The 24,320-nt window shown below is 48.6% G+C and carries 24 protein-coding genes; 22 read left to right on the top strand and 2 right to left on the bottom strand.

What is annotated here, in order from left to right; all coding sequences use genetic code 11:
• Position 1: 1 nt before the first annotated feature.
• From CKK33_RS16995 to CKK33_RS16920, 16 genes are all read left to right on the top strand, one after another.
• The gene (locus CKK33_RS16995; protein ID WP_095705255.1) at positions 2–373 is read left to right on the top strand and encodes a hypothetical protein; all 372 of its coding nucleotides are present in this window, start codon (positions 2–4) and stop codon (positions 371–373) included.
• A complete protein-coding gene (locus CKK33_RS16990) occupies positions 363–5,894 on the top strand; it encodes a helicase-related protein (RefSeq protein ID WP_095705254.1) in 5,532 nt (1,843 codons plus the stop codon). The genes CKK33_RS16995 and CKK33_RS16990 overlap by 11 nt, the downstream gene beginning before the upstream one ends.
• 75 nt (positions 5,895–5,969) lie before the next feature.
• Positions 5,970–6,758 (top strand): DUF4099 domain-containing protein, encoded by a 789-nt coding sequence (locus tag CKK33_RS16985; protein WP_095705253.1) that lies wholly within the window; start codon positions 5,970–5,972, stop codon positions 6,756–6,758.
• 79 nt (positions 6,759–6,837) lie between these two features.
• Positions 6,838–8,856, top strand: coding sequence for a type IV secretion system DNA-binding domain-containing protein (locus CKK33_RS16980; RefSeq protein ID WP_095705252.1), 2,019 nt, complete (start codon positions 6,838–6,840; stop codon positions 8,854–8,856).
• Positions 8,853–9,296: a hypothetical protein gene (locus CKK33_RS16975; RefSeq protein ID WP_095705251.1), complete on the top strand. Its 444-nt coding sequence runs from the start codon at positions 8,853–8,855 to the stop codon at positions 9,294–9,296. Before CKK33_RS16980 ends, CKK33_RS16975 begins: the two co-directional genes overlap by 4 nt.
• Positions 9,286–9,732, top strand: a complete 447-nt coding sequence (locus CKK33_RS16970; protein WP_158223464.1) for a M23 family metallopeptidase — start codon at positions 9,286–9,288, stop codon at positions 9,730–9,732. The genes CKK33_RS16975 and CKK33_RS16970 overlap by 11 nt, the downstream gene beginning before the upstream one ends.
• Positions 9,716–10,549, top strand: coding sequence for a site-specific DNA-methyltransferase (locus CKK33_RS16965; protein ID WP_095705249.1), 834 nt, complete (start codon positions 9,716–9,718; stop codon positions 10,547–10,549). Before CKK33_RS16970 ends, CKK33_RS16965 begins: the two co-directional genes overlap by 17 nt.
• Positions 10,546–11,871 (top strand): ArdC-like ssDNA-binding domain-containing protein, encoded by a 1,326-nt coding sequence (locus CKK33_RS16960; RefSeq protein ID WP_095705248.1) that lies wholly within the window; start codon positions 10,546–10,548, stop codon positions 11,869–11,871. Before CKK33_RS16965 ends, CKK33_RS16960 begins: the two co-directional genes overlap by 4 nt.
• On the top strand, positions 11,868–12,659 hold the full coding sequence (locus tag CKK33_RS16955) for a DUF4099 domain-containing protein (protein WP_095705247.1): 792 nt from the start codon (positions 11,868–11,870) through the stop codon (positions 12,657–12,659). Before CKK33_RS16960 ends, CKK33_RS16955 begins: the two co-directional genes overlap by 4 nt.
• Entirely contained in the window at positions 12,660–13,235 is a 576-nt protein-coding gene (locus tag CKK33_RS16950; RefSeq protein WP_095705246.1) for a hypothetical protein, read from the top strand.
• Positions 13,232–13,699: a hypothetical protein gene (locus tag CKK33_RS16945; protein WP_095705245.1), complete on the top strand. Its 468-nt coding sequence runs from the start codon at positions 13,232–13,234 to the stop codon at positions 13,697–13,699. The genes CKK33_RS16950 and CKK33_RS16945 overlap by 4 nt, the downstream gene beginning before the upstream one ends.
• The gene (locus CKK33_RS16940) at positions 13,696–14,145 is read left to right on the top strand and encodes a PH domain-containing protein (protein WP_095705244.1); all 450 of its coding nucleotides are present in this window, start codon (positions 13,696–13,698) and stop codon (positions 14,143–14,145) included. Before CKK33_RS16945 ends, CKK33_RS16940 begins: the two co-directional genes overlap by 4 nt.
• Before the next feature lies 1 nt (position 14,146).
• Positions 14,147–14,863 carry a hypothetical protein gene (locus tag CKK33_RS16935; protein ID WP_095705243.1) on the top strand — a complete coding sequence of 239 codons (717 nt, stop codon included), beginning with the start codon at positions 14,147–14,149 and terminating at the stop codon, positions 14,861–14,863.
• Positions 14,864–14,874: 11 nt separating this feature from the next.
• The gene (locus CKK33_RS16930) at positions 14,875–15,585 is read left to right on the top strand and encodes a hypothetical protein (RefSeq protein WP_095705242.1); all 711 of its coding nucleotides are present in this window, start codon (positions 14,875–14,877) and stop codon (positions 15,583–15,585) included.
• Positions 15,586–15,609: 24 nt separating this feature from the next.
• Positions 15,610–16,479 (top strand): hypothetical protein, encoded by an 870-nt coding sequence (locus CKK33_RS16925; protein WP_095705241.1) that lies wholly within the window; start codon positions 15,610–15,612, stop codon positions 16,477–16,479.
• A gap of 39 nt (positions 16,480–16,518) precedes the next feature.
• Positions 16,519–17,382 (top strand): hypothetical protein, encoded by an 864-nt coding sequence (locus CKK33_RS16920; protein WP_095705240.1) that lies wholly within the window; start codon positions 16,519–16,521, stop codon positions 17,380–17,382.
• A gap of 4 nt (positions 17,383–17,386) precedes the next feature.
• On the opposite strand, the gene CKK33_RS16915 is transcribed toward CKK33_RS16920, so the two are convergent.
• Positions 17,387–17,722 (bottom strand): RNA-binding protein, encoded by a 336-nt coding sequence (locus CKK33_RS16915; protein ID WP_095705239.1) that lies wholly within the window; start codon positions 17,720–17,722, stop codon positions 17,387–17,389.
• 143 nt (positions 17,723–17,865) lie between these two features.
• Here CKK33_RS16915 and CKK33_RS16910 point away from each other — a divergent pair, with 143 nt between their 5' ends.
• Genes CKK33_RS16910 through CKK33_RS16900 form a run of 3 tightly spaced genes read left to right on the top strand, consistent with a single transcriptional unit; the run spans position 17,866 to position 21,753 of the window.
• Positions 17,866–19,632 carry a hypothetical protein gene (locus CKK33_RS16910; RefSeq protein ID WP_095705238.1) on the top strand — a complete coding sequence of 589 codons (1,767 nt, stop codon included), beginning with the start codon at positions 17,866–17,868 and terminating at the stop codon, positions 19,630–19,632.
• An 18-nt stretch (positions 19,633–19,650) separates the two neighbouring features.
• Positions 19,651–20,928 (top strand): SMEK domain-containing protein, encoded by a 1,278-nt coding sequence (locus tag CKK33_RS16905; protein ID WP_095705237.1) that lies wholly within the window; start codon positions 19,651–19,653, stop codon positions 20,926–20,928.
• Positions 20,929–20,946: 18 nt separating this feature from the next.
• Positions 20,947–21,753: a competence protein CoiA family protein gene (locus tag CKK33_RS16900; protein WP_143822988.1), complete on the top strand. Its 807-nt coding sequence runs from the start codon at positions 20,947–20,949 to the stop codon at positions 21,751–21,753.
• Between the two features lie 38 nt (positions 21,754–21,791).
• On the opposite strand, the gene CKK33_RS16895 is transcribed toward CKK33_RS16900, so the two are convergent.
• Positions 21,792–22,385, bottom strand: coding sequence for a hypothetical protein (locus tag CKK33_RS16895; protein ID WP_095705235.1), 594 nt, complete (start codon positions 22,383–22,385; stop codon positions 21,792–21,794).
• 549 nt (positions 22,386–22,934) lie between these two features.
• Between CKK33_RS16895 and CKK33_RS16890 the strand changes: the two genes are divergently transcribed.
• From CKK33_RS16890 to CKK33_RS16880, 3 genes are read left to right on the top strand one after another with little or no spacing between them, the layout of a single operon-like run.
• Entirely contained in the window at positions 22,935–23,369 is a 435-nt protein-coding gene (locus CKK33_RS16890; RefSeq protein WP_095705234.1) for a hypothetical protein, read from the top strand.
• Position 23,370: 1 nt separating this feature from the next.
• The gene (locus CKK33_RS16885) at positions 23,371–23,745 is read left to right on the top strand and encodes a penicillin-binding protein (RefSeq protein ID WP_095705233.1); all 375 of its coding nucleotides are present in this window, start codon (positions 23,371–23,373) and stop codon (positions 23,743–23,745) included.
• Between the two features lie 10 nt (positions 23,746–23,755).
• Entirely contained in the window at positions 23,756–24,316 is a 561-nt protein-coding gene (locus CKK33_RS16880; RefSeq protein ID WP_143822987.1) for a hypothetical protein, read from the top strand.
• The last annotated feature ends 4 nt before the right edge of the window (positions 24,317–24,320 follow it).

The following is a 24,320-nucleotide window of genomic DNA, read 5'->3' as shown; positions in this document are numbered from 1 at the left end:
TATGGCAGAACCTACAATTCGCCTCGCAGAAGCGCTGGTGCGGCTTGACCCTGCCTTGTATATCCGCCTGCAGGATGAAAATACTTTAGCGGAATACCTGGCAGATTTAGACGGTATAGATAGCTTTTCGGCCTTGCCATCATCTCCGCTCGATTTTCTGGAAGATGTTTTGGAAGAGGATTTTCACTTGCATTGGCTCCGCTTTCATGAGGCAGGGATAATGCGTTATGAATTACTCAACATCTGTGCAGCCTGCGAAATCACCTTAAAAGAGTTTGGATGGCCGGAAACGGACGACAACCGCCTGCTGCGATACGCAGTGATCACCGCCATTGACGACTATTTACAGGAAGGGGGCAGCAATGGCCTATAATGCACGTGAGAAACTGGCCGCCAATATCGCCGCCCTGCGGATCGTTTTGGACTGGGACGGAAAACGGGGCCTGAGCACCACCGAAGTCGAATCACTTAAAGCTTATTCCGGCTTCGGCGGTCTGAAGGCAGTACTTTACCCTGCCGGTGAGCGCGAAGAATGGGTGAAGATGAACGCCTCGGAAGCTGATCTGCGCCTGTACCCGCAGGTCATGGAACTGCATGCCCTGCTGCAGGAAAAACTGAGCAGTTATGGGTATAAGCGTGCTTTTGATGACTTGCAGGATAGCTCTTTGACCGCTTATTATACCCCGGACCTCATACCGAGGGCGATCTATACCGCCCTCGGTGACCGGGACGTGTTACCCAAACGCGTTTATGAACCAAGCGCTGGTGCCGGAATATTCGTTACGGAAGCGGTGCGGCTGTTACCCGACCTGCAAAATGTCACCGCTGTTGAAAAAGACGAACTGACGGGCAAAGTGCTGGCAGCGATCTGTTCGGCCTTGCCGGTTCCGGTAGATGTCCAGGTGAAAGGTTTCGAAGAAACGGCGGCTACCGAAAAGGGCCGTTTTGATCTGATCACTTCTAACATCCCGTTCGGCAATATTTCTGTTTTTGACAAGGCATTTCACAACAACAATATTACTGATCGCATCCATAACTACTTTTTTGCAAAAGGGCTGGATAAGATCGGTCACGGTGGCCTGCTGGCATTTCTAACAACAGATGCTTTTCTAAATACCCCCGGTAATGCTATGGCACGCAAATACCTGTTCACACAGGCCGATTTTGTCAGCCTGCTGATCCTGCCGGACAACCTGATGAAAGATAATGCGAATGTGGAAGCACCAACGCACCTCTTAATGGTACAAAAGAATGATCACAAAGACAGTTTTACGGAAGCAGAGGAATTGTTATTGTCCACCGTTGAACAGAGCGGCGAAAATGGCATTTACCCCTTAAATGCCTATGCCCATCGTCACCATGAACTGATTATGGCCGACGAAGTTGCCGAAGGCACCAATCAATACGGCAAACCCGCACGGGTAGTTTGGCATAATGGTGATATGGAAGCCCTGTTTCCGGCCATGGTCGAACAACTGGCCAATGACCTGGATGCCCGCTTTGATAAAGTACGGTTCGAGACATTGCAGCAACAGTTAGGGTTTGAAAACGGGGATTTGGAAAGCCGCAATGAAGCGGTTAAAACAGACAGCAAGAAGTTCACTTTTCTGGATGTCCCGGTTCCTAAAGAAACCCATGTTGTTGCCCAGCTCGGCCTTTTTGATACTGCACCTCAACCGGTCGGAAAGGCACAGGCTTACTTATCGGATACCGATGAAGCAGCCGTAGTACCATCGTCCGCCCGTATTATCAGTACTATCCGTACCACCGACCGACCCGAACATGATACGGTGGTTTTGCTGACCGCCCGTTCAAAAGTAACCGGAAAATATCTGTATAAACAGTATTCCAATGCTGCTGAAGTTAAATTATCGGCCAAATGGCTAAGCGGGAATGCCTTATCAGACGAACTGAGGATGCTATCCGCAAAACTAAAGGGTTTTGGATATAATTATGTTTATGAAGGCGACCGCAGCCTTGAACCAGCCTTCGGCCTGGTAGCCGAAAAACCAAGAGGTTTTCGCAACCTTAAACCCTTTTATGTTAAGGATACGCTCGTCGTACATGGTGATAAAGCCGGACTGATCGGTACGCCGGGTGAGGCCGAAGCTGAATTTTTCCCTTTTGAAGACCAGCAGCAACGGGCTTTTTACAAGGCCTACGTTGCCGTTCGGGATGCTTATGTCGAACTTTTTGACACAGAAATGCAATCGCTCAAGGAGCAACCCGAATTACGTGCAACGCTCAATGGACATTATCAGGCCTTTACGGAAACCTATGGCGAACTGAACAAAACACTCAATCGCTCGCGTATCCTGAACGACCCGCCCTTTGGCTTTACAATTCTGTATTCGCTGGAAAAACAGCAGGAAGGTAGCATCGTGCGCTCGGATATTCTCAACGGGCCGGTATTTCCACGGCAGGAAGCGCTCAAAACTGACGACCCCGCCGAGGCGCTGGCCCGCTGTCTGAATGACAAGGGAAAAGTGGACCTGCCCTATATCTGCGAAATGACCGGGCTGCCAGAGGGCGAACTGGTTGCCGCGCTGGAAAAACACATTTACCTGAATCCTAAGGGCATGGCCTGGGAAACCAGCGACCATTATCTGTCGGGCAACGTTGTGCAGAAACTTGCCGAGGCCGAAGCCGTTACGAAAGAGCTTCCCGATGACCTGCAGGTGGCCCGAAGCCTGGCGGCCATTACGCGGGTACAGCCCGAACCGATCCCTTTCGAGCTACTGGACTTTAACCTTGGGGAACGCTGGATACCGGCGGACTACTATCAGCGTTTCGCTACTTCGCTGTTCGGCCTGAAAACCCAGGTGGCCTATTTCCCATCGATGGATATGTTCAAAGTCGGCTATTCTGGCGGCAATGCGGTAACCGACGGGGAGTTCAGCGTGACGCCGCGTTCCGGCCAGAAAATGAAGGGCCATACGCTGCTGGAATATGCGTTGGAAAACACTTCGCCATTTTTTACCTACAAAGTGACCAGGGATGGTGTTGAGGTGAAAGTGCCCGATAACGAGGCCACCCAAGCCGCGCATCAAAAGATCGAAACCATCCGCGAACGTTTCCTGGTCTGGCTGCAGGCGCTTCCTGACTACGAAAAATCCGCACTGGAAAAAAAGTATAACGATACCTACAACTGTTATGTGTTGCGGGAGTATGATGGCAGCCACCTGACCTTTCCGGGCCTGGATCTGAAGGCACTGCGTATTCCGGCGCTTTACGATTCGCAGAAGAACGCCGCGTGGCGTATCATTCAAAACCGGGGCGCGCTGATTGACCACGAAGTGGGGCTTGGCAAAACGCTGACGATGATCATTGCTGCCATGGAAATGAAGCGGCTGGGCATTGTGTTCAAGCCGTCAATTTTAGGATTAAAAGCCAATGCCATCCAGGTCGCGGATACCTTCCGCAGAGCGTATCCGGCCGCGCGTGTGCTGGCCCCCGGCGAAAATGATTTTTCACCGGGCAAAAGGCAGCAGCTTTTTCGGCAGATCGCCAACAACCAATGGGATTGCGTTGTGATGACGCACGACCAGTTCGGCAAAATCCCGCAGGCGCCGGAGATCGTTCGGGAGATCACCCAGATCGAGCTCAACAACGTGGAACTCGATTTAGATACCGCGCGGGAACTTGGCGGGGAGATCACCCGCAAGATGCTCAAAGGCCTTCAAATCCAGCAACGAAACCTTCAGGCTAAGCTGGACGGCGCAGTTTATGCCATCGAAAACAACCAGGATACCGGCATCACCTTTGAGACGATGGGGATCGACCATCTTTTCGTGGATGAATCGCATAAGTTCAAGAACCTCACCTTCACCACGCGGCATAACCGGGTCGCCGGCCTGGGAAACCCGCAGGGCAGCCAGCGCGCATTAAATATGCTCTTCGCGGTGCGTTCCTTGCAGCAGAAATTCGATCAGGACCTGGCGGTAACCTTTTTATCCGGCACACCGATCTCCAACAGTCTGACCGAAATGTACCTGATCTTCAAGTACCTGCGGCCGCGCGAACTGGAGCGCCAGCAGATCAGCAATTTTGATGCCTGGGCGGCTGTCTATGCGAGGAAAACGGTCGATTTTGAATTTTCGGTCACCAACGAGATCATCCAGAAGGAGCGCTTCCGGCACTTCATCAAAGTGCCCGAACTGGCGCTTTTCTATAACGAGATCACCGACTACAAAACCGCCGAGCAGATTCAGCAGGACCGTCCGCAGATCGAAGAACGGCTCATCAACCTGAAACCAACGCCTGATCAACTGGATTTTATCCAGCGGCTGATGACCTTTGCGAAAACCGGCGATGCCACCCTGATCGGCCGGGCGCCGTTGACTGAGGAAGAGGACAACGCAAGGATGCTCATAGCGACCAACTACGCGAAGAAAATGTCCGCCGATATGCGCCTCATCGATGCGGAAAAATACAGCGATCATCCCGATAACAAGGTCAACACCTGTGCACGGCTCATCAACGAATACTATCATAAGAGCCGGGAATGGCGGGGTACACAACTGGTCTTTTGCGACATCGGTACACCTAAAAAGGACCAGTTCGATATTTATAATGCGCTTAAGGACAAGCTCGTGCAGGATTTTAATATCCCGGCCCACGAGATCTCCTTTATCCACGACTGGCCCGAAAAGAAACGCCCGGAAATGTTCCGCCTGATGAACGAGGGTTATATCCGCGCCATGTTCGGCAGCACAGATATGCTGGGTACCGGCAACAACATCCAGAACCGTGTGGTCGCCATGTGGGACCTGGACCTGCCCTGGCGTCCCGCAGACCTGAACCAGCGCGGGGGCAGAGGCGCACGTCCCGGCAACTGGGTCGCCAAGCAGCATTTTGATAATACCGTGTTCCGCGGTATCCTGGCGACCGAGCAATCGCTCGACACCTATAAGTTCAACCTGCTGAAGAACAAGCAGACCTTTATTTCGCAGATCAAAAACAGCCAGCTCAGCGTGCGTTCCATTGATGAAGGCTCACTCGATGAACAGGGCGGCATGAACTTCGCGGAATATATCGCCATTCTTTCAGGCGACACCTCGCTGCTGGACAAAACCCGTATCGATAAAAAGATCGCAGTACTGGAAGGCGCCAAATCCACTCATTATAAAGAGGTGTCAAAGGCACGTTACCGCATCGAAACCATTGACCGCGATACGGAAAAAACGCGGGGTACATTGGAAAAATTGGCCGGCGATGAGCAAAGCTATCAAAGCCTGCTGACCCATGATGCCGAGGGCACGAAACACAATCCCATCCGCATCGATGGACTGGATTCCGCCGATCCCGAAGTCATCGGCCGCCATATCATCGACCTTTACCAAAACTGGAAACCTGCGAAAGGGGAGTCGGAAGATAAGCAGATCGGTACGCTGTATGGTTTTGAACTCTATCTCCGCCAGCAGCGCGAAGGCCTTGAAAGAAACGGTATCATGGAATACAGCTACCACAACAGCCTGTATGCCGAAAGCCCGGCCTCGGGCATCAAATACCTGTATAACAGCGGGCATCCCAATATCGACAACCCGAAACTGGCCGCGCGCTATTATATCAGCGCCATCGACCGGGTAACCGGTCTGAGGGAAAAATACCAAAAGGACCTGAAAACAGCCGACGAGGAAAAGGCCGTACTGACCAAGATCATGGGCCGGACCTTCGATAAGGAAGAAGAACTGGCCGAACTGAAAGCCGAATCTGCCCGCCTCCAGGAACAAATCGCCGGCACTATCCGCGACAACCAAATGAAGATCGTGGAAATCAATTCCGATGAGGTTGAGGAAATTGAAGAAGACAATGTGTTATCGCTTAACAGTGACGAGGAAAAAGATGAGGAACAGGAAGAAAAACCGCAGCTACGAAAATTTGGCGGAAGATAAGATTGTACTTGCCGTTTGTTCTCCTTGGTTCGCTTTAGCCGCATTCAAGCGGTTTTTCAATTCTAATTGTTTTTTATGCGTAACTCTTTCGCGCTTTATGAATTAAGCGACTCTGAAATGAGGTCCCTGGGATTGTATGATCAATACGGTGATCTAAAGATAGAACCCGAGGACTTGTATGTACTGCTGTCAGGCCGCCGAACTTCCCTGATGCGTTTGCACGATCTCTCATCCAATGGCATGAATATCGCACAAATGGATGCTAAATTATCATTGCACCGGGATCGCGATGGACAGGCATTTATTCGTGTTCATCCCGTTTATCACAAACCCAGGCTCCCGTTTGCTCGTGGAGATGACACTATACAGGCACTCATCGATGGCCAACAATTGCATGCCCGCTTTATGATGGCAACCGCCGTAGCTCCACCCGATGTGTCTAAGAAATATGAGTATATCTATGAATACGATGAGGAAACCCGTGAATTTATTTCTTATTCGCCTGAAGAAGTGTTAATACCGGACCGTATTAACGGTTTTGAATTAAGTCCGGCACAAAAGGCCGATTTCAGCCGCGCAATCCCCTTAACCTTACCGGATGGAACAAACCTGGTTTATAAAGCCACGGATAGCAATGGATTATTGGCGAACCGGTACTCACTTATACTATCGAAAGACACGGAAGACGGAAAGCACTATGAACTGATTGACGGTATCAGGCCATTGGGAACAGCGCAAATCGCTGAGGAAAGCCAAGCATTTAAAAAGGAATTTGATGCGATGAATGCCGAGGTGCAACCCCTATTTCGTGAAACACTCAACATTTCAGGAAAAGCAAGGACTCAGAAACCATATAAGCGTTAGCACGCTGTCTTGTCTGCTTTAAGATCAATGATTTAGGAAAGAACGGCTGCCATCCCTCCAGCCGATAAACAAATCACTTATGGAAGAAACACGTGAACAACAGAAGCTGCATGGCTTCCTGCAATGTCTGATCTATGTGATGGTCGCCCTTGAAGCGGCCATTTTTATTTACATCCGGGCGCCGATATGGGGAATTTTTCACCATGCGCTGTACCGGATCAGCCTGCTTCCATTTTACCAAAACCTGGTTTACAGCAAACTGGCCACCTTAGCCCTCATCTGTTTGGTCAGTATCGGTACGGTTGCCAAAAAGGAAGTCGATCTCGAACCCAAAAAACATATCGTTTACCCGCTCGTGTTGGGGCTGCTGTTATTTTTCGGCAGCCTTTTTTGTTACGGGCGGGACGGGCCATTAGTATTTGCCTATACAAGTTGGTGGGATTTGATCTATATGATCCTGTCGGCCGGTGGCGCTTTACTGACCAGTATCGCCATGGACAATATTTCCAAGCTGATACGCTCCGGCTTAGGCAAAGATGTCTGGAACGTAGAAGGCGAAAGTTTCCAGCAGCCGGAAAAACTGGAAGCAACGGATTATTCGGTGAACATTCCCATGCTGTTCTATTACAAGCGTAAAGTCCGGCGCGGCTGGATCAACCTGACCAACCCTTTCAGGGCGACGCTTCTGATCGGTACGCCAGGTTCCGGCAAGAGTTTTTCGATCGTCAATCCATTTATCCGGCAACTGACCGCCAAGGGTTTCTGCCTGGCGTTATACGATTTCAAATTCCCTGATCTCGGGCAGATCGCCTATTATCACTACCTGCTTGCCAAACAGCAAGGCAAACTGAAAGGCTATGACTTCCATGTAGTGAACCTCAACGAGGTGGAAAAAAGCCGGCGCATCAATCCCTGGAAAAAGGACTATATCCGAACGCTGGCTGATGCAGGTGAAACGGCTGAGGCATTGGTGGAAGCCATGAAAAAAGGCGACAAATCGGGCGGTTCAGACCAGTTTTTTACCCAGTCCGCCATTAACTTTTTGTCTGCCTGTATCTATTTCATGAGCCGGTATGAAGAGGGGAAATATTCTTCCTTTCCGCACGTGTTAGCCCTGCTAAACCGCAGCTATGAGGAAATATTTCAAACGCTGTTCAAACAGGCAGAACTGGCCTCGCTGCTATCGCCTTTCGTTTCAGCCTTTAAAAACAAGGCATTTGACCAGTTAGAAGGTCAGGTCGGTACATTGAAGATCTTTTTATCACGGCTCGCCACCAAGGAGACGTATTGGGTATTTTCCGGGGACGACTTTGATCTGAAAATATCAGATAAGGCACATCCTGCGATGCTGGTTCTGGCCAACGACCCGGCAACGCAAAATATCAATTCCGCCTGCTATTCAGTCATCATCAACCGGCTGACCAAGCTGATCAACAGCAAGGGAAATAAGCCTTCGGCACTGATCATCGATGAATTACCAACGCTGTTTGTGCATAAAATCGAAAATCTTATCGCCACAGCCCGCTCCAATAAGGTCGCCGTCCTGATGGGTTTGCAGGAACTTCCTCAGTTTCAGCAACAATACGGTAAAGAAACCGCTGCGACCATCACTTCTGTGACAGGCAATGTATTATCCGGGTCTGTGCGCAGCAAGGAAACCCTGGACTGGCTGGAAAAATTGTTGGGCCGAAATAAACAGATCAGCGAAGGGCTTTCTATTGACCGCAACAAGACATCGACATCGCTGAATGAAAAGCTGGAAACGTTGGTGCCCGCCGGCAAAATAGCTACGCTGAACGCCGGCGAACTCGTTGGCGTGATCGCGGCTGATGTCAAAGAACAATACACCGGGGATTACGAAACCTCATCGATTAATTGCCGTGTGAATCTCGACCTGGACGAACTCAAGAAAGAAGAAGCGGGCTACAGGCCGCTCCCCGTCTACTATGATTTCGGGGCAAACAGAGAAACCGTACTGACAGAAAACTTTAAACGGATCAACCGCGAGATCGCCCAGATCATCCAGAAACATCAGCCGCCAAAAGTTAATACGCCAAAAGCTACCATGAAAGAGCAATTAAAAAATAACAGAAAATGAATCAAACTGATGACCTGACCGGTACCCTCGTACTGGTCCATCCTGAACTGCCTGAAGACCCGGTTAACAAACAGGGTCAAATGGCCATGATCATATTTGCGGAACCCGAAAAGGATGATATCTATGTCACCTTTGGCAAGAATGAGCGCGCACTTTATGGCAGTGATGCCTTATTGGTTTTTAAAAAGCCTAACGATATCTACAAGGAGATGATGACCAATACGAAAGATATTGCGATTCCTGACCTAAAGGCCCTGTACCGTATAGGCAACCTCCTCGAAAACGGGACCAGCAAAGGTGCCAGGGAAGCCATGCAACTTGCTGTTGAAAACCCCGGTATTCTAAATAAGGCAATGGAAACCTTACAAAGCAAATTGGGCCTGGATATCGGAAACGCTGTGGAACAGGAACAAACGAATGCAAAAAGTTATGGCCGTTAGACTCTGGGGAATTATGCTCATGTGCAGCCTTCCTTTACGACAAATACGCCTGACTTCCGGCTTTGGTTACCGGCTGCATCCCATTTACCACAGGTTAAAGCTGCATACAGGCATCGATCTTGCTGCTCACCGTGACACTGTCTTTTCCATTCTGGACGGCGTTGTACAAAGCTGCCGGTATAACCCTAAGCTCGGTCTGTCCGTGACCATAGATCATGGCAATTCCCTGCGCAGTATTTACGGTCATTTATCCCAATGGCTCGTTATACCGGGCGACACGGTGGCAGCCGGGGAGCCGATCGCCGTTACCGGTTCGACGGGCGCCGTAACCGGCGAGCATTTGCATTTCGCCCTTACGTATGAAAACCAATGGCTTAATCCGTTAAAGTTTCTTTACCATACCCTCTACCGGCTTACCGATGATGAAAAGCCTTAACGACTTTTTGGGAAAGGTAACCGAAGGGGACTGCCTGGAAATTATGGCACAAATGCCGGATGCCTGTATCGATTTAGTATTGAGCGACCTGCCTTATGGCACCACGCAAAATCCCTGGGATACCGTCATAGATTTTTCGCGTTTATGGGAACAGTATAAACGTATCAGTAAAATAAACGGGGTTGTCATCCTGACGGCACACGGCCTTTTTACAGCCAGGCTGATCCTGAGCAATCCCGAATGGTACCGCTACAAACTGGTATGGATTAAATCCAAGACCCCCAATTTTTTGCAAGCTAACCGGCAGCCGCTCAAAAAGCATGAGGATATTTGCATTTTTTATAAAAAGCAACCGGACTACTATCCACAAATGGTAGCAGGCCAACCTTATGACCGGGGTTTCCGCAAACCCAATCTGACAGGTTGTTATGGTCATTATAAGCCGACACACTCCAAAAGCGACGGGCTGCGGCATCCCACCGATGTTTTATTTTTTGAGGATACCGATACAGACTGGGTTTATTTCAAAACAGCGGAATGTGAAGGCAAAACAGTTCATCCTTCGCAGAAGCCCGTTGCGCTCGGCCAATACCTGATCCGAACGTACTCAAAACCCGGTGCCATTGTATTGGATAATGCCTGCGGCAGCGGAACATTCCCGGTAGCTGCCATACGGGAAGGCAGGCAATTTATCGCCATTGAACAAAATCAGCATATCTATTACCTGAAAGATCAGCCTTTAGACCTGATCAGTTATTGCCGCGCAAGATTTGCGCAGGAACAATCCATTTACAAACAATTAACACAAATTTTATGAGTCAACAATCAAATCAACAGATTGCGGCACGCCTGGTCGAAAAAATGAACGACAGGCAGAGCCCATTTGATCTTCCCGGCTTTGCCATGCCGGTGAACCCGACAACCGGCAAGGCCTATCGCGGCATGAATGCCTTATGGCTTGCCATGCAGGGACCGCGCGACCCGCGCTGGATGACACTTAAACAGGCATCGAACAAGAACGGCTGGAAAGTACAGACCGGTTCCAAAGGAACGCTTATAAGCTTCCTGAAAACGACCGACCGTGTGCAACTTCTGGATGAGCAGGGCAAACCGCAGCTCAACAGCCGCCGTAACCCCAAAACGGAACTGATCAAACTGGCGAACCCGGTTGAAACGGACGCCTATGTATTTAATGCCACGCAGATCGAAGGTATTCCTCCATTAAAGGAATATGAAGAACGCAGGGCATCATCAAGGCCTGACCCGATGGAACAACTGGGCAAGCTGGTAGAGCTAAGCAATGCCAAGGTAGAGTCAACCATTGGCGAGCCGGGCTATGATGCGGCGGACCGCATCATTTATATGCCGGAGCCGGACAGCTTCGGAACGCCACAGGAATACCAGGCTGCCTTATTATACGAGGTCGTGAAATTTGCAGGCCAGGATAAAGAACTGTTTGACCCAATGGATATTTCCGCAGCGGAACAAGCCAAACCAGCCCTTGCAGCACTCTTTATCGGAAATGAAATTGGCGTCTATTCCCAACTGGCACCCCAGATCAACCTGGAAGATGTTTATCAGGCCGCCGTGGACATGCCGGACGAGTTGGAGAAGGCCGCCAACAACGCCCAATACATTACGGATTATCTTCATGGCCTGATCAACTCACCTGAACAACGCCAGGCGGCCAGGCAGGACCGGATCCTTATTGTAGGCGATGTGATCGACTATAATGAGAAACAATATGAGGTGATGGGCAAACTGCGGGGGAAGGACCTGCAGGTGATGGACAAATCCACCGGAAACCGCTTTAAGGCCAGCCCAGGTGACGGTATCTATGCTTCCTTGCTGAATGCCAAAATTGAGGGGCTGAAAACGCAACGGGAACAAAACAGAACAGCAGCGCCTGAACAGTCCGAAGGTTTGAATGAGGAGCAGGATAACAGTATCCAGTATGAGCATGAGAACGAACTGGAACATGAAGCTGACAATGTGATCAGCTTCCGGCAGCAGGACAGCAATGGTCTGGATGAAGAAGAGGGCAACATCCTCGATTTCAGTGAGGAATATGAAGAAATTCCAGAGCTGGACCTGAATGAGGAAGCCGGTGAGAAACAAAAAAGCGGGAGGAAACGGTGAATACCGAAATTTTTAACGAAGCCGAACTGCCGCTGGATGACCTGGCGGCAATCGGCCTTGTATCTGACGGAAGGGTGATGCTGGAAGAAGCGGACCTTAAAGCGCTGCTTTCCGGACGCCGCACTCAAATGCTACCCTTAAAAAATTTGGAGTATGCGGAGATCAGGATCGCTTCATTGAATGCCAAAATTTCGCTGGTCAGCGGTGTTGCCGGCAAACCCGAACTGATGATACACCCGACCTATCTGCGCAGCACAGCGCCTGAATATCTTTCCGAGGAAGAATCCTGGGCATTGGAAACCGGCGATGAAATAAGTCTTGAAAAGGACATCGTTGACAGTAAAGGGCAGAAAAAACGTGTACTGGTGGAGTTTGACCGGGAAACCAATCAGTTTCTGGAAACTGACGAGGAAAAATTGGAGGCGCCCGACGAGATCAATGGTCAGCCCCTTACGCCTGAACAGAAAGCCAAATTTAAGCGTGGTAAAGAAGTCGAAGTCGCTGACGGTACTAAAGTGCAGTATACCGCAACGAACCGCAACGGAATTCGGGCCAACCGCCTCGCTTTGATCGCTTCAATTGTCTTTGACGGTGGCATTTCCTACCTGTTATTCCACGGAATTAAGGCCTTCATCGGTCAAAAACATGATGCAGCTTCATCGGAATTAAGCCAGGATTATAAGGATACGCTTCAAAAAATGAAACAGCAGCAGGAAAAAGAACCTGCGCCTGTGCTTGACCTGAGCGGCGACGATAAAACACGGACAAATAGCCGCCGTTCGCGCTAAATGGCTATGCTGTTAAATAAGCTGGGCGTTCCCCGGAACGTCCGGCTTTTTTTTGAACCCTACTACCGGGTACTGGCCGATGGAAGTATCGCTTTTCCTTTCGGTGACGAATTTGAGCATGTCGCCCCAAACTTACACCGCTTACCAACGGCTGTCAATCCCTGGACTGCCGGCTGTGGCCCGTTGGTTTTTATCAGTTTTTCAGCAATGGAAGCCATCTCTTTTTTAAGTTTTTCGGCCCATTCCTTTCCGGATCTCGACCTCCTGCAATTCATAGCAGTTGGCAACCATTGGGAAAATATACCCTCGATCACGGGTAAAACCACCTTATTATTTGGTAAGGACATCCTGGGACGGCTTACAGACGTCAAGGTATCCGCTGCACTTCGCACTAAAAAAATCGCTATCCGGTACACTGGTGACGAAGAATTCCATATTGACGGGCACCGCTTTTCCGAAGGGCAGCTGACCTTGAACGCATTTGAAAAAACATTGGGCATCCGCTCCGGAATCCGGACCGTTAAGCCACGGAGCTATAACACCTTTTTTGAACAAATAAAATATCAAAACTTATGACACTCATCTCTTTTCAACATTCGGTCAAATACATTTTCCTGCAACTGGCACCATATACCATCCTCACTATCGTAAGCGCTTATATGGCCTGGGGAATGAATATACTATGGTACATGGTTTACCTTGCGCTTTCCGCCATCTTGATATGGCGGCTGATTACGCTTACTGCTGTGCAATATTATTTTACCCAGGACATGCTGGTTGTCAGCAAGGGCGTAATTTTTAAAACAGTGGAAAGCCGCGCGATCTGGCAACTGAAGGGTACCGACATTCGCTATAACGGGCCGTTACGTTGGCTGCACGTTTCACACATCCACTGCGGCCTTGAAGGGCCCCCGGCTGATCGTATCCGTATTATCGGCGTAGATAATCATACCATGCTGCAGGTCCTTCAGCAGTTAAAGGAAGGTATTGCCGCAAATAAGGAAATGTGGCGAAATTATTTCCAGCCTGAAAGCGTATGAATACGATCACCATTAGGCCATCCGCGATCTATGCATTACTGATGGTTATCCCGATAATCCTGCTTGCGCTGCTCTTTTTCGGTATGGCCTGCCGGTTTTTACCTGCTTTTATTTTGATCAGTGCATTTTGCAGCGCCATTGGTTTATACCGTTACTGGAAAATCCGGCAGACGGTTTATAGCTTTGATGCCGAGGTACTGCACATTTCAACCGGCATATTTCTGCGCAGGACGGACAGCCTTGAGTTATACAGGGTCAAGGATTACATTGTTACCCGCAATTTACTGATGCAACTTTTTGGATTAATGAGCCTTACGTTGCTGACTACCGATCTTACCGGACCGGTCACCATTTTACGGGGCATTCCTAAGTCCGACCTGCCGGATATTATTCGTGAACGCGTTCAGCGTGCCCGCCAGAACAGCAAGATCGTAGAATTAAACTGATATGCATATTTTAGTTATGGATAACCGCCCGTTCATTATTGACGCGGACCAGCAGGAACTCAAGCAATATAACCGCCCGGATAATACCATTTCGTACGAGGCATTAGGCTATTCTTTATCTAAAGATTTTTTTTGGGCGGAGATCAACGGCAATAATTTTAAAATCCCCGTTGAACTCATATTAAATCCCGAAGGCATTTCCGCGCTTTCGCGCACCAGTATCAACCTACGTAGCCATGATGAAAACTGGGGTATCTATTTCGGCGATGAAGCAACGGCGCGCCGGCTATCAGGAGAACTTCCCCACATCGATATCGCCGGAACCGATTTTACCGTGGACTGGCGGCTCCGTGAAATGCGCGAAACCGCCGAGCCCTGGAAACATATCAGCTTTAACGACCTGGATATGTCGGACGATGGCCTGAATTACGTATTCTTTTACGACACAGCGGAACATAACGTTTTCGATTTTAATGAAACGGTCACCGAAATGCCTGAAAATGTCCTTATAGCCGAGATCCCTAATGAGTATGGCCTTGACCCGGTGGCTTTAGCCCGTGAATGCGAACTGGGCGAAGCGGGGCTACTGGCCCATAACCCGGTACGGTTAAAACATTCCGCCAGCTTAAAACCTATCACCGGTATCGGTCTTGAAGGATTTATCGAAGAAAATAAGCAACGTTTAAGTCAACATGCGGGCCGTAAAAATGGGCGTTAAACAAAGCTGTTATGGCTAACTATTGCGCCAACACCGTAGAATTCTCGGGCGACCTGTCCGGGCTGCTGCGCCTCCGCACCTTGTTTGCAGCGGCGGAATATGGCAAGGCTTTCCGGCCCGATGTCCTGCCGGAAGAGCCGGACAGCAGTTATTTTTTCGATGCCGCCATGGAAGGGAACAAACTTTTTTATGAGACGCGCTGGGTGCCGAACCTGGAAGGCGTGCTCCGGCTGGCGGAACACTTCGGGCTCGACTATGTGCACTGGTATGAGGAACCCGCCAACATGGTCTATGGCGAGGCCTGGTATAAGGAAGGCGAATTTAATCATGTCTGGTTAGATATAACCGATATCGCAGGTCACGACTATGGTTCCTGGGAAAGGCTGCTGGAAGAAAAGAAGCGGCTGCTGGCGGAAACCCCCGCCATGTTCCGCACAACAAGTTCCGTTACCGCCGGAGAGCTGGAAGAAACCTATGGCCCCTTACTGACGGGCGATCTCTTTATGAAACTCGCCGAAAACCGGAACTTCCGGGCCGCGAAAACCCTGTGTGACCACTGGGACGCGGAAACGGTCTGGGCGATGGAAACTTACCTGGACGGGGAAATGGAGCTGGTAAACCCAAAAACCAGCCGCGATGAAGTGGTCGCTTTGCTCTTCCTCAGGGACTGCCTGAACAATTGGCAGCCCGGGCAGCAGCACAAGACGGGCCCAAACCGTTAGTTAATCAATACAAAACCATTACCTATGGCAAACACCTGCTTCAATGAAGTGAGCTTTGGCGGAAACCCGGCGGCCGCAATGAAAGCCTATCAGTTTTTTTATGATATCGCCGTTGTCGGGAATACCGATTTGCCCGGATTTCGGGGCATCGACCGCCCTGTGGCCTGGGATGTGAGCCTGGAAGACGGTCAGCTTTTCCGCTACCGCAGCGTCGGGAAAGCGAATACCGATCGCATCAGCGCCTACGCCGCGCATTTCGGCGCCGATCACCGCCACTATTATATCGAGCCGATCGCGGGGCTTTGCGGAGAAATGAGCAGTCAGAACGGGAACACAACACACATTAAACTGGTAGAAGATGATTTCGGCCTGATCCTATACGATCCGCTTAGCGAGCAATTCTATTTCAGGGATGAATTTGCCGATCGTGAACATGAGCTATGGCCGGTTTTACTGAGGGAAAAGAAATTGCTGGCAACCGGTAATGAAGTGGAACGACGCCTGAAAGGCGAATTGCCCCGCATCGACCTTGCCGGAAAGGATTTTTTTGTCGACTGGCAGCAAAAAGAACTCCGGCAGGCAGATGATGAACGGAACCGTATCCCGGCCGATAAGCTGATGCTGACAAAGGAAGGGGACGGCTATATCTGCTTCTATGAACCGCAGACCGGGAAAGTGGTGAAACCCCGCGACCTGTCTGACTTGCCGGAAACGATCTGCTTACTGGAACTTCCGAACGAATTTGAACTGGATCCCATAGCCCTGGCCCGGGAAAACGGGCTTGACGACACCGATCTGCTGCTTGCTTATCCCTACAAAGCACACCGGACAGCCATAGTTACCGAATTGTCCGAGCTCATCGAAAGGCAAAAGGCGAACGGTAGAAGCCGATAACTTAAGTTTCTGTTTTACCGCTATTAAAAATCTATTATTATGGCAAATCATTGCTGGAACACAGTAACCTTTAACGGGCCGGAAAGTTCCCTTTTACAGATGCGGGCCTGTTTTTCAAAGCTTGCAGACCTCGGTTATGGCTTACCCGATTTCGTCGGTAAAGAATGCGGCGTGTTTTTTGATCTTAGCCAGAATGATGACACGATTACCTATCATACCCGGTATGATCCTAACCTGAACGCGGTAGCACAGGTAGCTGAACATTTCGGCCTTGACTACGTCCATAACTTTCAGGAACTCAATATGGCTGTTATGGGTGAAGCCACCCGGATCAATGGGGAATACGGCATTACCAGATTAATACCGAATGACCTTGATCTGACTACCTATGATCCCGCCTGTGACCATATTGCTTACAATGGCCAATTTTATGACACCGTATATGACCTCTTCCCTGTTTTATTGTCGGATAAAAAAGTTTTGGCTGCCAGCCAGGCCGTTAAAGAACGGATCGCGGGCAAATTACCGCACATCGATATTGCGGGTACCGACTTCACTATAGATTTGGAAAATAAAAGACTGGTGGAAACCGGCTCAGATAATTTTTTGGAGATCGGCCCCGAGGCATTAAAGAAAAACGGCAATGGCATTTGCTTTATTTATGATCGCGACAGCCGGAAGCTCATTAATGGCTCCAACGCCATTCAAACGCTGCCCTCGGTGGCCTGCGTTATCGAACTTCCTTATGAAGGCGATCTTGACCCGGTAGCGTTCGCCCGCGCATCAGAATTGTACGATACTGATTTTTTATTGGTTTATCCTTACCGCGAACACCAGGTTTGCGGAATCACCGCAATATCCGAAATCTTAGCTAAAACGACCGTCCGTAAACAGGGCCTTTGAATAACTATAGGCGCGGCCTTCTTGGCCTCAGCTTTTTCTGTGGTTCGGCTCCCCGCTGCACCCGCTCGTATTTTACCGGACGCTCGATGGCCTGCTTAACTTCGGCAGGCTTCACGTCCAAAACCTTATCCCCCAAAACGGCCTTGTTCAGCGCCTCTATAGCTGCGGCCGCTCCTTCCTCACTGACCATCTCCACGAAAGCATATCCTTTGCTTTTCCGGGTCAATTTATCCCTCACGATTTTTAATGTGGCTATATCGCCATGTACACCTATAAGCTGTGCCAGGCTTAATTCATCCATATCTCCCGGTATGCCGCCGATGTACAGTTTACTCTCCATTTCACAAATATAATTTTACCCCGGCTTTTGCCGGGATTATTTTAAATTTCAAACCGGCAAAAAATTTATTTGCCTATTTCCATCAACAAATTCGTTTTCCTTTTACCCAACCAGTAAATTAGCGGTTAAGCCAAGCCAATCGCATGAACTTCAATCGAAAACTTGTAATTAACTATCAGCGCCTTTACGGTGAAGATAAGGAGATAACCGATGTAAGTCTATCTGCGTTGGACAGGAGCACCTGGGCGAAGCTTCTTGCCCGGCTGAATCATCTGGCACGCCACAACAAACACGACGGCGTAATCGATGTCTTAAAAACCTGGTTTAGCGAAGCCAACCAGGAACACGCGAATTTGTTACTAAACCGGATCATCAACAGCTACCGGGACGCGAATGTCCATCCGCGTCAATTGCTTACCATCAACCTCTGGTCCAATCTTTATTTACTCGACAAAATATTAAGCACCCCGGCCGACCCTGAAAACCGCCTCGACGATTTAGCGTCCGAAAAAGAGCTTTTTGATATCTACCTCGCGGCAAACGGACTTTTCGGTGCAAAAAACGATGGTATTTTCGCCTCTGTGCCGGCTGATCAATTCCCCGATGTGGTTGACAAATTAGCAAGAGTATATTTAACCAACCTCTTACCATATCATGACCTGAACCATTTCAATGCTTCAGAGCTGCTAATTGCCGGAACCATAAAAGCTTACTACCTGTTCTCGTTTCTCGAACACGGACACGGGGAATTACTGCGTCTTTTTCTAAATAGTTACGGGGTCGAAAACTGGCGGGATTACCTTAAGGGCATCCTGCCGGTTGCGATACATGCCACCACCGAAGGCGACGGCTCGGGACTGAACTACCTTGATATAAAAGACTCGGATAACAGGGAGCGAAGCAAGGCCTTTTTGGATCATCTTGCGCTTGTCGATGACATTGACTACAAAGCAAAGACAGATTTCCTTAATGCGAGGTCGATGCCACTCTTCCGTACCGGCGAAGATACCTATCTCATCCTGGATCCGGTCCTCGCCGTTAACCGTATTTATAACTCCGCCTTTTTTGAACTGCTCCGCCTTGCAGAACGCAATAAGAATTTACACCCGGCCTACCGGGAATTTTTCTCTTTCTACACTTTTGATTTTATTGAAAAACACCTCAGTTATACTTTGCTGAACAAGATTTTCGGCAGGACAAGCTATTACCGGCTTTCAGGAGCCGATATCGTTCAGCGCTTCGGTCTTGACACGGAACCTGATTATTATGTAAGGAACGGGCATAAGGTATTCCTGTTTGAAGTTAAAGGAAGTATACTCACCGGAGAGGCCAAACAATCCTTTAATTACCCTTTTGTCGCCAAGGAACTCCGCAAGAAATATGTCCATGATGATGAAGAAAACGACAATAAAGCCGTTAAACAGTTGGCTGAACGGATTGAATACCTTTTTAGTAGTGCCGACGGTTACGACCGCCAGCGTCAGCCTGCAAAGCTCCGTATCTTCCCCATTTTACTGGTTTCCGAACTGGCGTTGACCACACCCGGCGTGAATGTGGTTTTAAATGACTGGTTTCAGGAAGAAATCGAAAGCCGTGAAACATTACGGGTTAATAAAGCCAGGATATTTCCATTGGTGATCCTGGACTTTGATACCCTGATTTTGTACAGCGAAGAGTTCGAGGCCAATCGTGGCCAGTTTGAGGAGAGCCTGCTTGCCTATTATGCCGCGATAAACCGTAATAAGATAAAACCTAAACATGGTGTCCGCCCTACCGAAGACTACCTCGAAAAATTGATGCTTAATTCCTTCCAACCATACAATGGCTTCCTTCATGACTTCAGTAAATTGCGCACACCTAAACTCTTTATGGAATTCGGCGAAGACCTTTTGAAACCCGGAAAGGCTTAATATTCTTACTTTTACATAATGATAACCAGCGGAAAAATAATCGAACAGGTCAATGAAAAGATCGCCATTTTAAAAAATGAGATCAAACAGGCAGGGATATTGGGGATATTGAATATTCATAAATATTGTGAAAACCTGGTCAAAAACCTGCTTAACCTGACCTACGACTATCAATTGATTAACCTGAATGAACCGATCTCCAATTTCCCCGGCATTGATATTGGTGACGAAAGCCATGGTATAGCCTATCAGGTTAGTTCCGAAAAAACGAGTTCAAAGGTCGATGAAATGCTTGAAAAGGTTATCCGGTTCAAACACTACGTCAAATTCCCTTCCATCAACATATTTATGTTGTCGCCAAAACAAGGTAGCTATACGCTTAATACCAACATCAACGGGCTTTTTGCTTTTGACACGACTAAGAATGTTGTCGACTTTGACGACTGGCTCAAAGATATGCAGCATCTTCCGTTGGCGAGGCTGCAACAGATCATTGAGCTTTTAGAAGCCGAGCTGCCCTATACCATCAGCAAGCTCAAAGGCGTGGAAGCTGCTGCGGCTGTTAAGTCTACCACGCTGATCAATACTGAAGCCAGCCTGCAAATTTCCACAATGCCGTATTTTCAGCATACGGTAATCAGGGTCCGTTTATTAGGAAGATCCTTTTCGGCTCCCGTACTTTTTCAGGCATTGGATAAATTTTACGACGGCGTTAAAAAGAACAACCTATATCTTTTCAATCCTTATTATCGGCGTAGCCAAACCGCTCAACAGATAGATTTTTATGATAAGCTGGAGAATCCTAATACGCCTGATTATTTTAAAGAGGGTGCGCTTCGCATTCAGGCAAACTCCATCATATTTGAAAAGGCAAGTTACCAGGCAGAAAAAACAATGATCTCCAGCCTGGTTACTGAGGTGCTGGCTATTACAAGCCTTTTGATCATGCTGAAACAACTTTATGGTAAACAACCCATGCAGGTTGAGCTGGATTTTGATTTGGCAAGTAACGGCAAATTATGTTTCTTCAGCCAAAACTCCCCGTTGCATGTCAATAATATGATGACGACTACGTTTCTTGACCCTTCGCCTTTATCATTTTCAAAAATGATCCATGATATTAGCAACGCTACTTTAAATGATATTTATACCCAAATAATTCACGGATTTGTTTCCGAAGGACAGCCCGGCTATTTCTTTACGCCGTACCTCGAACTTAACGAAACGGAACAGAACAGGTCAAGCGAGGGGTTGAAGGCTATTTTCGCACCTTCCCTGAAAGATATTGAAGATTAACCACCTTGGTACAGAGATATGCGATTTGCAATGTTTGATAATAATCGAATTGAGGCGGAACCCGGTTTATCAGGGTTTTGTCCCGGATGCGGATTGCCTCTTATTGCCAAATGTGGTACACAAAGAATGCACCACTGGGCGCACCGCAATAAAATGTGCGATCCCTGGTGGGAGCCGGAAACCGAATGGCACCGATCCTGGAAAGGTAATTTCCCTGTTGAATGGCAGGAAATTATTTTGAATGATGAATTAACAGGAGAAAAACATATTGCTGACGTGCGTACCGCCCATGGAATGGTAATCGAATTTCAGCACTCCCGTATTGACCCTTTAGAGCGCGTTTCCCGCGAGAACTTTTACGGAAACATGGTTTGGGTCGCCGATGGAACACGCCTGAAACGTGAACATCAGCGATTTATTGACTCCAAAGACCACTTTTTTCAAATCAATGCCGGCAGCTTTTTGGTGAGCAACCCTGAACACAGTTTACCGGCTGCATGGCTCGGAAGTCCTGTTCCCGTGATCTTCGACTTTAAAAGCGACCAAACCTTTTACGGGTCAACTGAATTAAAAGAGCATGTATTTTGCTTGTTTCCGATTAGAATTGGAACATCCGCGCTTTTGGAAAAGATACCTGTCAAATCTTTTATAGCCGATGCCCTTAACGGCAGGTCCTCATTGCGGCTTCGCAGCTTCTTAAATAATAAAGACCAATTTATGCGGGACCTGCAAAACCAGATAACCATGCTGCGAAGAATGCAGCAAAGGCAGACCATGGCGAATTTCTCCAGGCCTGTAACATATAAAAGGCGCAGGCGCTACTAACTATATAATTTACTGTTCTTAAATAACCTAACCCGTCCTTATCTTACTTCCTCGAAAATATCTGCCTCACCTTCCATGCACACAATCTGCCTTACCGGGATAAAATTATTGTCCCCGTCGGTATCGATCAATTCCAAAAATTCCTGCATCTCCGATTCCTGCACCGCTGCATCAAGCGAAAAAACACTAAGTTCCCCTTTTTCCAGGCCATCATAGGTCAGTACGTCCGAAGCTTCAACCTTTCCTGTCAACTTAATAATCAGCTGGGGGATAAGGGCTTCATCCTCCTCCGTACTTTTTGCAAAACCCTTCTCCGTCTTTTCCGAATCCGGAAGCACATTAAAATTATCCTTATAGCTAAATTCTGATGACAAAGCCGGAAAATCATCCACAAAAGTGATTTTCAACAAGTAGCCTGTATTCAGATAGACCACCCGTTTAGGGAAAACACCAAATAAGACAAATTTAGCATTAGCCGGATTACGCCAGCTTAGTAAAGCATCACGCAAAGTCTGCTCAAAATCTTCCTTCTGATTTGTATTGAGTGCATAAGATAGTTCCGAGCCGTCAGTCAGGTTAATGATCAGCGTAAATTGCTCTGACAGACCCGGGCTGCCGTTATTTTTTGCCATAGCTACAAATTAATTCGCCTCAAAGTTAAGATTACGCCGCGCTATCCCCAAAAAAATCCCCCCGTTGTCAATCAAAAAAATATGGCCGTTCCGCAGGGGTTTGCGGCCGTGCTCTCCGCTCTATCTGCCGGGGAAGCGCAGGATAATGCTTCCGATCACTAACGGGTTACTTCGCTGAAAATTTTTTAGGCAGGCGGCGGCGGGGCAGCCTCGGCCGGAGCAACCACCGGCAGGGCATGCCCCGCCGCCGTCTCCTGCCCGGGTTCCTTTCTTTTTCCTGTTTACAATTCCATTTGATGCTCAGAATCCTCCGGGGGTTTTCCGCTTTTGACCTCTGCTTGAGGCAAATTTACCCCTCTTCAGCGCGCAAGGGCCAAGTGAATGCCGTCAAATTTTTTTGCCGTGAATGCGGCAAAAAATTTTGTGTGGCGGCAACCCTTGACGCGCTCTCCCCACGCGCAAGTGATTTGCCTCTATCAGAGGCCAAAAGCTAAGGACTGCCAAAGACGCCTCTGAAAAAAAATTAAAGGAAAAATTAAAAGCAACAAAATGGAAAAGCAACAATTCACGTACAGCATTCAGCCCCTGCTTGAAGAAAAGCAGGGCAGCATTTCAGGGCCAATGTCGCCATTAGAATTTGCTAAAGAAATCGCCCAACAGGTGGGCTTCAAATTCAACCGCTTGGCACGGCTGTGGTTTGCGGATGAACGCATCAATCAATGCCGTGAGGACGGCGGGTTGACAGGGCATGACACATTGATTATCGGCACGGTGTACAAAAATGACATCTGGTTAAGCCTGTGGGTAGACACAGGCGTAGGCGGGGTAGCCATCGCAATGGCTTACCGCTCAGACGGCAGTATCGATTTTACCGACCTGTACAGAGAACGGCATTACGTGTGTAAGCTGAATGAAAAACAGGTAACGGACATCTTCCAGTCCATTTTTAACGACCCATCCCAAATCAATATCAAAACCGCATAACATGACACGCTCGAATATCCATATCAAATTGACCAACGGAAAAATCATCGACTGCGTGGCAGACAGCAGCAGCGCGCCCGAACACGGGTGGATAGTGGAAACCCTGTTACTGCCCCTGCTTGCGCTGAACGATGCAGAAAAGGAACTGGCATTACTTACCGAATACTGTGCCATGAATGAACAGCGGGTAAACGCCGACTATCGGTACATCATCAGCCTGCCAAGTAAGACGGTGCAATTCTTTGAGGAAAATTACAACTACGGCAAAGACCGATTTTACTTAGGCGATAACCTGACCTACCGCTATCAGGAATACATCGCAAGCCATAACGCATTAGGCAGTATGCTCAATGACATCAATGAAAACCCACTTTAAAACCTGCGCCATGAAAACGATACAGTTAAATCTATACCATTTCAGCGAACTCAACGAGAGGGCGCAAAAAAAGGCTTTGGCGGATAATCAGGACTTCAATGTGAACAACAATTGGTGGGACTGGATTTACGATGATGCTGAAGAAGCGGGTTTGAAGATAACAGGCTTTGACCTTGACAGAGCCTGTTATTGCAACGCCCAATTTATACATGATGCCATTTACACCGCAACACAGGTACGCCTCAATCATGGCGAAAAGACCGAAACTATGCAGGTGACCACCGCATTTTGGGAACGCCGTGACCATGCGGTTAACACATGGAGAAGGGACGAGATTGGCGAGTTTGAAAACGCTGAAGAACTGGACACCACCCTCGATAGCATAGAGGAAGATTACCTGAAAGCCATGAGCCTTGCCTATCTGCGGTTGCTTGACAAAGTGTATGACGAACTGACCAGTGATGAAGCGATTGCCGAAAGCCTGACCGCAAACGAATACTGGTTTACCGCAGACGGCAGCACCGCCAACAGATTAGACAAATTAGCAGAAGAACTTACCCAACAAAATTAAACGA

This window comes from Mucilaginibacter sp. MD40, assembly GCF_002288635.1.
Classification (GTDB): domain Bacteria; phylum Bacteroidota; class Bacteroidia; order Sphingobacteriales; family Sphingobacteriaceae; genus Mucilaginibacter.
The sequence above is the reverse complement of the archived record's forward strand: the minus strand, read 5'-3'. Positions and strand labels throughout refer to the sequence as shown.